Source organism: Anoxybacillus suryakundensis (genome assembly GCF_001418025.1).
In the GTDB taxonomy this organism is placed as follows: domain Bacteria; phylum Bacillota; class Bacilli; order Bacillales; family Anoxybacillaceae; genus Anoxybacillus; species Anoxybacillus tengchongensis.
This window is the reverse complement of record NZ_LIOK01000013.1, coordinates 25,065-37,622: the sequence shown is the minus strand read 5'-3', so window position 1 is coordinate 37,622 and position 12,558 is coordinate 25,065. Positions and strand designations below refer to the sequence as shown.

Here is a 12,558-nt window from a genome sequence, read left to right as displayed (position 1 = left end):
AACTTGTTAAACATTGTAACACTTTTTTAAATAAAATGACAATTCAAAAAATAAAAAGTCCCTTTTTCTACAAAAATGCAGAAAAAGAGACGACGAGAACATTAATGTTCGCAATTGTCCTTTTCTTTATGCTTTTTTCGCTTTTGGTCATGAAGAAGCTGAATTAAATCACTGACATCTTCCAATTTAAACTGAAGCAACATTTGGTTTTTCAGCACCGTCCGTAACGTACGCTCTACTGAACGATTGACCTTCAACAAATCGTGAAGCGATTGTGCTTTCGTTCCACTTGCGCTTGTCGTCAACGTGCCTAATACTGCTTGTAACTTTTCTGCTTCTGCATTCATAATGTGAGCCAAACTCAGTTCTTCTAACGCAATTGATGCAAGCAATAACGACAGCACATCTTCTTCATCTAAGTCAATGTCCGGTTTAATATTTGGGATGTTTGGAAAAGACAAGTAGATCATCTCCTTTTTTTCATGATACCTCAATATATGCACAAAAAAAGGAGATGATTCATTCTCTTAATGCTTCCTTAGGAAATCGTTCACCGCTCTCGCCGCTTCTCGTCCTTCGTGAATCGCCCAAACAACAAGACTTTGTCCACGTCTTGCATCACCTGCTACAAATACCCCTTCGATATTCGTCTTATATCCCTGCGCCTTCACTTTTTTGTTTACTGTTTCTATTCCGAATTGCTGTAAAATTGGCTGGTCCGGTCCTTCAAAACCGATCGCGATCAACACAAGATCACACGGCCATACTTTTTCTGTACCAGGAATTTCTTTAAATATAACACGCCCATGTTCATCTACTATTTTTTCCATTTGAATCGTATGCAACTCTTTTACTTTTCCACTTTCATCACCGACAATTTTTTTCGTTTGAATGCAATATTGACGTGAATCGGTCCCGAACTTCGCTTCCGCCTCTTCATATGCATAGTCGATAGTAAAAACGAGCGGGTATTGCGGCCAAGGGTTATCATCCGTACGCTCTTTTGGCAACGCAGGATGTTTACCAAACTGCACCACGCTTTTACATTGTTGACGAAGTGCAGTTGCCACGCAGTCTGCTCCTGTATCACCGCCACCAATAACGATGACATGCTTATGTTTTGCGTCAATAAACGTCTCATCCTTTTCACCCGTCAATAACCATTTTGTCGTTACCGTTAAATAGTCCATCGCCAAATGAATGCCCGCTAATTCTCGTCCTTCGATGACGAGATCGCGTTGTTTTTGCGCTCCGATGCAAAGCACAACAGCGTCGTATCGTTTCCGTAGTTCATCGACGGTAATATGCTTGCCAACTTCCGTGTTGGTTATAAACGTAATCCCTTCTTCTTCAAGTAAACGCACACGTCGTTCAACGACATCTTTTCCAAGTTTCACATTTGGAATGCCATATGTTAACAAACCACCTATGCGATCCGCACGCTCATACACAGTCACAAAATGACCTGCTTGATTTAATTCGTCTGCACATGCTAAGCCGGAAGGTCCTGATCCGATCACCGCTACCTTTTTTCCTGTGCGCTTTGTCGGTATGCGTGGTTGAACCCACCCTTCTGCGAATGCTTTGTCGATGATTGCTCGCTCGATTCCTTTAATGGCTACCGGGGAATCAAAAATAGCTACAGTGCACGATCCTTCACACGGTGCTGGGCAGACACGTCCCGTAAACTCGGGAAAGTTATTCGTTTTTACTAACCGTTCAAACGCTTCTTTCCAACGTCCACGGTATACAAGATCGTTCCATTCTGGAATGAGATTGTGAATCGGGCATCCTGACGTTAAGCCATTTAGCTCCATTCCCATATGGCAAAATGGCGTACCGCAATCCATACATCGTGCGCCTTGACGAGCTAACGTATCGTTTGAAAACGGAAACGCGTATTCTTCCCAATCATGTAAACGGGAAAGCGGATCACGCTTTTGTTCTTCTTCCCGTACATATTCCATAAAACCCGTTGCTTTTCCCATTGTTCTCCCCTTCCTGTTTTTTCGAAAGCGATCGCTTATTTCACGATCGCTTCAATCATTTTTTCTGTTATAACACCTTTTTTGTTTACGACTGCTTCAAACGCCTCAAATATTGCTTCGTCATGCGACATTCCATTTTTTTTCATAGCTTCAATTGTTTCAATCATGAGTTTGTAATTTTTCGGGATCACTTTGACGATGTCTCGCACAATACACTCCCAATTTGCAAGCACGTACGCTGCTTTCGGGCTTTCCGTATATTCGTAATGCTTTACAATCATTTGCTGTACGTTGCGTATTTCTTTTTCATCGACTAATGATTCAAATAAAACAAGTTCACGGTTGGCACGTTTTTGCCACGTATCATCGTCAGCAAGTACATATACAACGCCACCGGACATACCTGCAGCGAAATTTTTCCCAACAGACCCGAGGATGACGACACGTCCGCCTGTCATATACTCACAGCCGTGATCACCAACACCTTCAACAACTGCGTGAACGCCGCTATTTCGAACGCAAAAACGTTCGCCAGCCCGGCCACGAATGTACGCTTCACCGCTCGTTGCACCGTAAAACGCTACATTTCCAATAATAACTTGATCGCTGCACGCAAACGTCGCTTCATGCGGCGGTCGAATGATTACTTTTCCACCTGATAAACCTTTACCGACATAATCGTTCGCATCACCGACTAATGTCATCGTCATCCCTTTTGGCACGAACGCCGCAAAACTTTGTCCTGCTGAACCGTAAAAACTTAGCTGAATCGTATCTGCTGGGAGACCCTCTTCCCCATATCGTTTCGATACTTCGCTCCCAACGATCGCACCGACTGTTCGCTGCACGTTGTTAATTCGTACGTGCAATTGCACAGGCTTTTTCTCCTCTATTGCTTTCTGTACAGCTGGCAAAATCGTTTGATAATCTAACGTTTGCTCAAGACAGTGATCGTACGGTTTAGAAAACGTGCGCGGTCCTTGCACTTGATACAACAATCTCGACAAATCAAGATGTTTCGCTTTCCAATGCCGCTTTGCCCGCTCGCTTACTTTTAACACATCTACCCGTCCAACCATTTCGTCGATCGTACGGAACCCGAGTTGCGCCATCATCTCACGCACTTCTTGAGCGATAAAATACATAAAGTTTACAATATGTTCTGGGTTACCTGTGAATTTTTTTCTAAGTTCTGGATTTTGCGTCGCTACACCGACTGGGCATGTATCTAAATGACAAACGCGCATCATGACACATCCTAAAACGACAAGCGGAGCTGTTGCAAAACCAAACTCTTCAGCGCCAAATAACGCTGCCATGACAACATCGCGACCAGTCATTAATTTTCCATCTGTTTCTAATACGACGCGATCGCGCAGTCCGTTTAACATGAGCGTCTGGTGCGTCTCAGCTAAACCAAGCTCCCAAGGAACCCCTGCATGTTTAATGCTCGTTTTCGGTGAAGCACCTGTACCGCCATCATATCCGCTAATGACGATGACGTCTGCACCACCTTTAGCCACTCCCGCAGCAATCGTGCCAACACCAGATTTTGCAACAAGCTTCACGCTAATGCGCGCATGACGATTCGCATTTTTCAAGTCGTAAATGAGTTGCGCTAAATCTTCGATAGAGTATATGTCATGGTGCGGCGGCGGTGAAATAAGTTCCACACCCGGCGTAGATCCACGCACTTTTCCAATCCACGGATATACTTTATTCGCAGGAAGTTGTCCCCCTTCTCCCGGTTTCGCCCCTTGCGCCATTTTAATTTGCAGCTCATCGGCATGAACTAAATAATGACTTTTCACACCAAAACGTCCCGATGCAACTTGCTTAATCGCACTGCGACGAAGATCGCCATTTTCATCTCGTACATAGCGACGCGGATCTTCGCCGCCTTCTCCACTATTGCTTTTTCCACCGATGCGATTCATCGCAATCGCAAGCGCTTCATGAGCTTCTTCACTCAAAGAACCGTATGACATCGCTCCTGTTTTAAAGCGACGTACGATCGCTTCTACCGGTTCAACTTCTTCAATCGGAATAGGCGTACGCGTTTCGTCAAACTCAAACAAATTCCGCAAAAACGTTAGTTGTTCTTCATTGGCCATATTTGAGTATTGCTTAAATAACTCATAGTCATTTTTTCGACACGCCCATTGTAGTGTATGAATCGTTTTCGGATTGAACGCATGATGTTCGCCGTTTTTGCGCCATTGCAACTCGCTGCCAGAATCCAATGTATGATCGTAAGTTGTTTGGAATGCTTGCATATGGCGCATCTTTGCCTCTTGAGCAATCTCATTCAAACCGATTCCACCAATTTGTGATGCTGTGCCAGTAAAATATTGATCAATGACATCATTCCCAATGCCGATTGCCTCGAAAATTTGTGCTCCGCGATAACTTTGCACCGTGGAAATCCCCATTTTAGACATCACTTTGACAACGCCGTCTGTCGCTGCTTTTTTGTACGTTTCAACTGCTTTTTCGTATGTGGAAGCAATAACTCCTTTTTCGACTGCTTCTCGAATAGTCGCAAATGCCAAATATGGATTGACCGCATCTGCCCCATAGCCGATCAATGCCGCAAAGTGATGCACTTCACGCGCTTCTCCACTTTCCACGATTAAGCTGACTCTTGTGCGCGTTCCTGTTCGAACAAGATGTTGATGTACCGCACTTACCGCAAGGAGCGCTGGAATCGCAACGCGGTGTTCATCCATCGAGCAATCGGATAAAATAAGCAACGTTACGCCAGAAGCAATCGCTTCATCCGCCGCTTGACATAATTCGTCCAGCGCTTCTTTTAAGTTATGTGTAAACACTGTTGACAATGTCACACTAGCGAATTCACGATACGGGCTCATTCGGATCGCTTCTAATTGTTTGTTCGTAATGATTGGTGACTCTAATCGAATGCGACGGGCAGAAGATGCGTCTGGATTTAACAAATCTCCTTCTTTTCCAAGCAACGTAACTGTAGATGTGACGATATATTCGCGTATCGCATCGATTGGTGGGTTTGTCACTTGGGCAAACAGTTGCTTAAAATAGTTAAATAAACTTTGCGGTCGATCGGATAAAACCGCTAACGGCGTATCATTTCCCATCGCCCCAGTCGGATCTTTTCCTTCCGTCGCCATCGGAATGATTGTTTTTTCGACATCTTCATACGTATATCCGAACGCTTTTTGCCATGTCAAAAGGTTGTCAAACGGTTGTTCCTGCTCGTCTTCTGCACATTCATCAATAGAAATCATCTGTTCATTTACCCATTGACGATATGGTCGTTCATTCGCAATTTGTCTTTTTATTTCTTCATCAGAAATGATGCGGCCTTGTTCGAAATCAATAAAAAGCATTTTTCCAGGGCTTAATCGTTCTTTGTATAAAATGTTTTCTGGAGCCACATCAATTACTCCGACTTCCGATGAAAAAATAATATAGCCATCGTTTGTCACATAGTAACGAGCTGGACGAAGACCGTTTCGATCTAAAATGCCGCCAATTTGTTTTCCGTTTGTGAACACAATAGCCGTCGGACCGTCCCACGGCTCCATGAGACAGCTATAATATTCATAAAATGCTTTTTTATCATCGTCCATCTCTTCATCCCAATACCACGGCTCCGGAATGAGCATCATCGCTGTTTCAGCGAGCGATTTTCCAGCTAACACAAAAAACTCAAACGCATTATCGAGCATGGAAGAATCGCTCCCATTCGTATCTAAAATCGGAAGTGCTTTTTGTAAATCTTCACCAAAAACAGGTGATGAAAATTGTTTTTCTCGCGCCATCATCCAATGAATGTTGCCACGTAGCGTATTAATTTCTCCGTTATGAATTAAATAGCGGTTTGGGTGCGCCCGTTCCCAACTCGGAAACGTATTCGTGCTAAAGCGCGAGTGAACGAGCGCAAACGCCGAACGAAATCGCTCGTCTTGTAAATCGATATAAAAAGCATCCAATTGTTCAGGGGTGACTAGCCCTTTATAAACGATCGTTCGACTTGATAAGCTAGCAAAATAATATTCATTGTTTTTCACTAACTTTTCCGCTCGTTTACGAATGACGTATAATTTACGTTCAAAATGTTGCTCATCTGTTACGTTATTGCCCGCTGCCACAAAAAGCTGTCGAATAAATGGACGACTTTGTTTCGCTAATGTTCCGAGTTTTTCGACATCTATTGGCACATCACGCCATCCAAGCACCGTCTGTCCTTCTTCACAGACGATATCATTCATTTGCCGTTCCAAAACGGCTCTCTTCTGCTCATCATGTTCAAAAAAGAAAACCATCCCGACCCCGTAACGTCCTTTTGCAGGGAGAGAAAATGAACAAACGGATCGAAAATAATCATCAGGAATTTGCACCATTATCCCTGCGCCATCGCCTGTTTGCGGGTCGCTTCCTTGACCTCCTCGATGCTCTAGTTGGCGCAACATATGAAGTCCTTGTTTTACAATATGATGAGATGCTTCTCCTTTTAAATGAGCGTATAGCCCGATCCCGCATGCATCATGCTCAAATTGTGGACAGTACAGTCCTTGTGCCTTTGGTAGTCCTCTCACGTAAATCCCCCATTCCGTCATCGTGTATGTATGTATAATTGTAGGTTTCAATAATCATACAAACAATATATAATTTAGATAATATTCATCTCATTTTGAGAACGATGGCAAGAGGTGGAGAAAATGGAGTTAAGACAATTGGTCTATTTTACAGAAGTTGCTAAAAGGGAACATGTATCAGAAGCCGCCGAAGCGTTACATGTCGCTCAATCCGCTGTCAGCCGCCAAATTGCAAACTTAGAGGATGAACTTGGGGTCAAGTTATTTGAACGAGAAGGAAGGAATGTGAAATTAACACCGATCGGACGCCACTTTTTACAACATATTGAATCAGCGTTAAAAGCGATTGACTATGCGAAACAACAAATTGAAGAATATTTAGATCCCGAACGAGGAACGATTAAAATCGGCTTTCCAACAAGTCTTGCAAGTTACACGATGCCGATGGTCATTTCAACATTTAAGCAACAACACCCGCACATTTCTTTCCATTTACGCCAAGGTTCTTATAAGTTTTTAATCGAGGCAGTAAAAAAACGAGAAATTGATTTAGCTTTTTTAGGTCCTGTACCAACAGAAGAAAAAGGCATTCAAGGCGATATTTTATTTACCGAGTCGTTCGCCGCACTCATTCCGACAGATCATCCACTTAATCAAAAACGAAGCATTGCTTTAAGCGAATTACGACATGAGCCGTTTGTCATGTTTCCAGAAGGATTTATTTTGCGTAAAATTGTTGAAGATGCTTGCAAACAAGCCGGCTTTTCTCCAATCATTTCGTCAGAAGGAGAAGATTTAGATGCAATTAAAGGACTTGTCTCGGCAGGGATTGGCGTTACTTTGTTGCCAGAAAGCACATTTTACGAAACAACACCGCGTTATACAGTCAAAGTACCGATTGAACTTCCACTCGTCCGCCGTAATGTCGGCATTATTTTACCTAAATATGAACTTGCACCGTCTGTCAACGTATTTTATCAATTTGTAAAACAATTTTTCACCATGTTAGATCGATACCAGTAAGCCAGCTGGTATACTAGCCGGCTTACTGCCTCTTACACAGATAAATCGATCCCGACAACTCCAATGACGTCACCTTCTTGCACAATCGGTGCTGAAATCGTTAAACATGGACGTTTTGTCAATGCTGACGTATATACGGAAGAAACGTAAACGTTCCCTTTCACCGCCTCAATGAACCACGGTCTCGCTTTTGCGTTCACAAGACCTGCCGGAGGGTTCGAGTAAATAAACGTCCCGTCGATTCGATTGGACCAAACAGCTTCGACATTTTCGTTTACGTGTAAAAATTCATCTAAATATACTTCATGCTCACTCACGTCCAAACGATTAAACGGGTAAGAGCGAACAAACGATGTAAGCTTTTCTTTCATCTGTTCAATGACACGTAAGTCCGTTGAAAACGTTCGTTCATGTTCATTTTGTTTCACCATTGTTTGTAACTCATTTGATATTTTTTCAATCGCTTCATTGACTTTTAACATTCGCCCGATGTTTTCATACTGTATATCCATATGTTTCGCTACCTTATGCGAATGGTTTTTATTTTCCGATACTACCCCTGAAATATATTCAAGTAACGCTGAAATTTCTTGTACACTTGCTGTCTGTCCCTCAACAGATTGTGACGATTCGTGTGCCAATGCGGTCATATCATGCAACCGTTCTTTAAACCTAACCATAAGAGATAATACACGGTTCATTTCACTCGATCCGCTCTCGATTTGCCCATTCTCCACTTCTACCATCCTCATCGTACAATGGATTCCCGATTGAATGGAAGACAAAATATTTCTTGTTTGTTCTACAGCCATTGATGTTTGGTTTGCTAATTTCCCCACTTCGTTCGCAACAACTGAAAATCCTCTACCATGCTCACCTGCACGTGCCGATTCAATATTTGCATTTAGAGCTAAAATACTCGTTTTTTGCGAAATCGCGGCAATCGTTGACAAAATGTGATGAATTTCTTGCGACTGTTTGACTAACAACTCCATTTGCTGAATCAAGGCGTGATGACTCGTTCGCAAATCGTTCATGTCATACTGAAGTTTTTGTAATGAATTCCAAGCGTCAAGAAGCTCATTATAGGAAGCTTCACTGTACTCATGAATGCGACGAGAAACATCGGAAACCTTCAATGCTGACTCCTCAATCACTTTCGTCTTTTCTTCCACTTGCAACGCATAACCTACCGTTCTTTCCAAATGATCAACAAGTTGTCCTGTACTTTGCTGAGTGGCATGAGATGTGTGATGAAGTGAACTAGCAGCTAATTTCATTTGTTCAACAACGGCTTTTAATTGATCAACCGCCACTTCAATTTGACTTAACGTCTCATTTTGCTTCTCCTCTTTTCCCTCTTCTCCTTTCAACCTCTTACTTAATAAGAACATACACCTAACCTCCCATGTCATATTTACTAACATAAATATAACATATTAATGTAAAAAAACAAACAATTTTCTTAATAATCAAAAAGTATGTCATTTATCTTTACGACACACTTTTTGTAGAAAATACCCACATACGGATACCGAACCAATTGATTGCTATTCCACTCATTGTTGCTATCATTTTACCCCAAAAAATGGGCAAGCCTTCTTTACACACATGTAAAATAGCGATTGTAACCATAAGAGAGCAGACATTTACAACTAAAAAGCGAAAAAATGGTTCCATAATCGCTCCTTTTGCTCGAAACGTCCACGAACGATTCCAAATATAGCTATTCATTACACCTACACTATATCCAAATATTTGAGCCCACATATACGGCATACCAAGTGTTACAAGGGAAAAAAATACAAAAAAGTCCACAAGTGTATTACTCACTCCAACAACAATAAAACGAAAGAACGTAACGATGTTATTCAATGTCATGCAACACCTTCTTAAAAATTTACAAATGTATATTGGATTTTTATGTTAATATAAAAAGGTGAGGAATTTCAACTCATACAAAAATATCCATATCAATAAAAGGGGCTATCAAACATGGAGCAGCACAAAATTGAGACGATTCCATTTGAATTAACCATTGTAGGAAAAGGATACCGCGTGAAAACAAATGAAGCATTCCAAACGATTTCTTCGCTTTGGGATCATGCCAAAAAGGATGGGTTTATGCAAAAACTGATCGATCTCTCATGGGAGCGTCCAAAATGCACGCTTGAAGGGCTTTTAGGTGTTTGTGGGAAAGAAGCGAAAATTACAGATGAGGAGTTTATTTATTTTATGGGGATACGCTATGACGGAGAAGCTCCGAACGATATGCAATGTATGACGATCTCTCACGACACGTGGGCAGTGATTTCAAACGTAACCGAAGCGTGGAAGCAATTATATGAATGGCTCCCTTCTTCTCAATATGAACTTGCTGATGCTCCATGTATTGAATGTTACTACGCACCAAATCACCTTCCAGAAAGTGAATTATGGGTTCCGGTTATACGTAAATAATCGAACAAACATTGCCAAAGGAGCGAGGTCAGAGCACTCCTTTGGCATGCAAGTTAAAAATAAACACGGGCAAGCCCGATGACACCCGATACCGTCAACGGACTAAGCAAGGTAGATAAAAATACAGCTTGAGCAGCATATTCTGGATGATGGTTGTATTGCAATGCATACAACGCCGTGTTTCGGGAACAAGGATATGCACTAGCAATAAGCAGCGCTTGTGCTGTCGTCCCTTTGATATGTAAAATCAAAATGATCAAAAAAGCAATCATAGGAGATAAAATAAGGCGACTGCCAATCGTTACAAACATAAGACGTGGAATCTGTTTGATGTTCATATAAGCAAGTTGAGCACCTAACGTCAGCAAAGCAATTGTCAGAAAGGCATCAGCGACATGTGTAAGCGGTTGCCAAATAAATGTCGGTACTGAAATATGAAAAAGTCGACAAATGACACCAAGGATTAGCGCATAAATAATTGGATTTTTAAAAAATTCACGACTCATTTTCCCTTTATTTTCACTGGCAGAAATAAATTGAAACAATCCATACGTGTTCGTTAAAAAGTTTTGAAAAATCGTTACGACAATTTGGATCGACAAACCTAACGGCTCATCGCGAAACACAAGTTGACTTACTGGAATGCCAAAATTGCCGGAATTGTTAAGGACAATCGTATTTTGAAACGTAGCTCCTAAGCTGCGGTCAAGCCTTAGCCATTTTGCCATCATCGCACTAAGAACGATGAGCGTCCCAGCTTGTAAAACAAGAAAGAAAAAAACATCGAACAATACATCGCTTTTCATGTCACTTTCATAGACATTCACAAACCCCACCGCTGGAAGTAAAAAGTACGTCGTGATTTTCGACAACGTATTCATGTCAAAATGAAACAATCGATGCAAATACGCCCCTGCGCCAATCAACAAAAATAACGGCAACATGACATCAACAACTATGCGGACGAAAATGGTCAAGAAAAACACCTCTCTTCGACGTAAAACCCCGTACTACCATTTGATAGTACGGTAAGCATTACCGATTCCGATTAAAAATAATCAACTTTAATTCTGTCATTTCTTCTATTGCATATCGAATGCCTTCACGTCCGAAGCCACTTTCTTTTACCCCACCATACGGCATATGATCAACACGAAACGTTGGAATGTCATTAATCAACACTCCACCAACATGCAGTTTCTCGGCTACGTCCCATGCGGTATGAACGTTGTCTGTATATATACCGGCTTGCAACCCGTAGCGCGAGTCATTAACTCGTTCAATTGCTTCATCGATGGAAGACACTTGATTAATTAATACAATTGGCGCAAACACTTCTTGGCACGATACTTTCATCGTTGGCGCCGCATCTAAAATGACAGTCGGCAACAAAATATTTCCCTGCCGTTCTCCACCGATCGCTACGGTCGCACCGTTTTGTTTTGCTTCCTCAATCCATTGTAACGAACGCTCAACGTCTTTTTCAGAAATAAGAGCCGAAACGTCTGTGCTTGGGTCAAGCGGATCACCGACTTTCAACTGCTTCACCGCTTCAATAAACTTTTCAACGAACTCTTTATACCGATTTTTATGCACATAAATGCGTTGCAACGAAATACACACTTGTCCTTGGAACGAGAAAGCACCCACAATGCACCGCGGAATGATCCGATCAACGTCCACTTGTTCATCAATAATAACAGCTGAGTTTGATCCTAATTCTAGCGTCACGCGTTTTAAGCCAGCTTTGTTGCGAATGCCGATGCCTACTTTTGGGCTTCCAGTAAACGTCACCATACTCACACGAGGATCGGTAACAATTTGGTCGCCGACTGTTTTTCCACTTCCAGTTACGACATTAAGCGCCCCTTTCGGCAGTCCCGCCTGTTCAAACAACTCCGCAATAAAATACGCAGAAAGCGGCGTTTGGCTGGCTGGTTTCAATACAACGGTGTTTCCCGCTGCAATCGCGGGACCTAGTTTATGTGCTACTAAATTCATCGGAAAATTAAACGGGGTAATCGCTCCAATGACTCCAATTGGCTCTCGCATCGTAAATGCGACGCGATGTTCTCCGCCTGGTGCGGCATCGAGCGGAATTGTTTCTCCGTGAATCCGTTTCGCCTCTTCCGCCGCAAATTTGTACGTTTGAATCGTGCGTGCGACTTCTGTTTTAGCGGTCGTGATTGGTTTTGCTGCTTCTTTTGCGATAATCGTAGCCGCTTCTTCTGCGCGTTGTTGTAGGAACGAAACGACTCGTTCTAAAATCGCCGCCCGCTCATGCGCTGGCATTTTTTTTATCTTTTTCCGTGCTTCGTACGCAGCCGCAATCGCCCGCTTCACATCTTGTTCTGACGCGAGCGGAATCTCCGCTAACACTTCGCTAGAATACGGGGAGAAAAGCTTGGTATACGACTGTGCTTCGACCCATTCACCATTAATATAGAACTTCTTTCTTTCGATTGCTGTTCTCATCTCGTTTTCCTTCCCTTCTTCGTTTATTCCTT

9 protein-coding genes are annotated in these 12,558 nt (G+C 42.4%); 2 read left to right on the top strand and 7 right to left on the bottom strand.

Features of this window, described 5'->3' with window-relative positions; all coding sequences use genetic code 11:
• Positions 1-101: 101 nt before the first annotated feature.
• The 3 genes from ASC42_RS09910 to gltB all read right to left on the bottom strand — a co-directional run bounded on the left by ASC42_RS09910 (position 102) and on the right by gltB (position 6,589).
• Complete coding sequence (locus tag ASC42_RS09910; protein ID WP_055441607.1) at positions 102-461, bottom strand: alpha-helical endospore appendage domain-containing protein; 360 nt, start codon at positions 459-461, stop codon at positions 102-104.
• 66 nt (positions 462-527) lie between these two features.
• On the bottom strand, positions 528-1,988 hold the full coding sequence (locus tag ASC42_RS09905) for a glutamate synthase subunit beta (RefSeq protein ID WP_055441606.1): 1,461 nt from the start codon (positions 1,986-1,988) through the stop codon (positions 528-530).
• 35 nt (positions 1,989-2,023) lie between these two features.
• Entirely contained in the window at positions 2,024-6,589 is a 4,566-nt protein-coding gene (gene gltB, locus ASC42_RS09900; protein WP_055441605.1) for a glutamate synthase large subunit, read from the bottom strand.
• A 102-nt stretch (positions 6,590-6,691) separates the two neighbouring features.
• Here gltB and gltC point away from each other — a divergent pair, with 102 nt between their 5' ends.
• On the top strand, positions 6,692-7,591 hold the full coding sequence (gene gltC / locus ASC42_RS09895) for a glutamate biosynthesis transcriptional regulator GltC (protein WP_055441604.1): 900 nt from the start codon (positions 6,692-6,694) through the stop codon (positions 7,589-7,591).
• Between the two features lie 32 nt (positions 7,592-7,623).
• Here gltC and ASC42_RS09890 read toward each other — a convergent pair whose 3' ends face one another.
• Together ASC42_RS09890 and ASC42_RS09885 are read right to left on the bottom strand one after the other, a co-directional pair.
• Positions 7,624-8,985 (bottom strand): methyl-accepting chemotaxis protein, encoded by a 1,362-nt coding sequence (locus ASC42_RS09890; protein WP_055441603.1) that lies wholly within the window; start codon positions 8,983-8,985, stop codon positions 7,624-7,626.
• Positions 8,986-9,085: 100 nt separating this feature from the next.
• On the bottom strand, positions 9,086-9,472 hold the full coding sequence (locus ASC42_RS09885) for a GtrA family protein (RefSeq protein ID WP_055441602.1): 387 nt from the start codon (positions 9,470-9,472) through the stop codon (positions 9,086-9,088).
• A gap of 114 nt (positions 9,473-9,586) precedes the next feature.
• On the opposite strand from ASC42_RS09885, the gene ASC42_RS09880 reads away from it, so the two are divergent.
• Positions 9,587-10,051, top strand: coding sequence for a GyrI-like domain-containing protein (locus ASC42_RS09880; protein WP_055441601.1), 465 nt, complete (start codon positions 9,587-9,589; stop codon positions 10,049-10,051).
• Positions 10,052-10,104: 53 nt separating this feature from the next.
• On the opposite strand, the gene ASC42_RS09875 is transcribed toward ASC42_RS09880, so the two are convergent.
• Both ASC42_RS09875 and ASC42_RS09870 read right to left on the bottom strand, forming a co-directional pair.
• Entirely contained in the window at positions 10,105-11,028 is a 924-nt protein-coding gene (locus ASC42_RS09875; protein WP_055441600.1) for an AEC family transporter, read from the bottom strand.
• A gap of 58 nt (positions 11,029-11,086) precedes the next feature.
• Complete coding sequence (locus tag ASC42_RS09870) at positions 11,087-12,526, bottom strand: aldehyde dehydrogenase family protein (protein WP_055441599.1); 1,440 nt, start codon at positions 12,524-12,526, stop codon at positions 11,087-11,089.
• Between the last annotated feature and the right edge of the window lie 32 nt (positions 12,527-12,558).

Bases quoted from the DNA above. Each gene is read 5' to 3' on its own strand.
- ASC42_RS09905 (WP_055441606.1), bottom strand. From the start codon at position 1,988: ATGGGAAAAGCAACGGGTTTTATGGAATATGTACGGGAAGAAGAACAA.
- ASC42_RS09880 (WP_055441601.1), top strand. From the start codon at position 9,587: ATGGAGCAGCACAAAATTGAGACGATTCCATTTGAATTAACCATTGTA.
- gltB (WP_055441605.1), bottom strand. From the start codon at position 6,589: ATGACGGAATGGGGGATTTACGTGAGAGGACTACCAAAGGCACAAGGA.
- ASC42_RS09870 (WP_055441599.1), bottom strand. From the start codon at position 12,526: ATGAGAACAGCAATCGAAAGAAAGAAGTTCTATATTAATGGTGAATGG.
- ASC42_RS09885 (WP_055441602.1), bottom strand. From the start codon at position 9,472: ATGACATTGAATAACATCGTTACGTTCTTTCGTTTTATTGTTGTTGGA.
- gltC (WP_055441604.1), top strand. From the start codon at position 6,692: ATGGAGTTAAGACAATTGGTCTATTTTACAGAAGTTGCTAAAAGGGAA.
- ASC42_RS09890 (WP_055441603.1), bottom strand. From the start codon at position 8,985: ATGTTCTTATTAAGTAAGAGGTTGAAAGGAGAAGAGGGAAAAGAGGAG.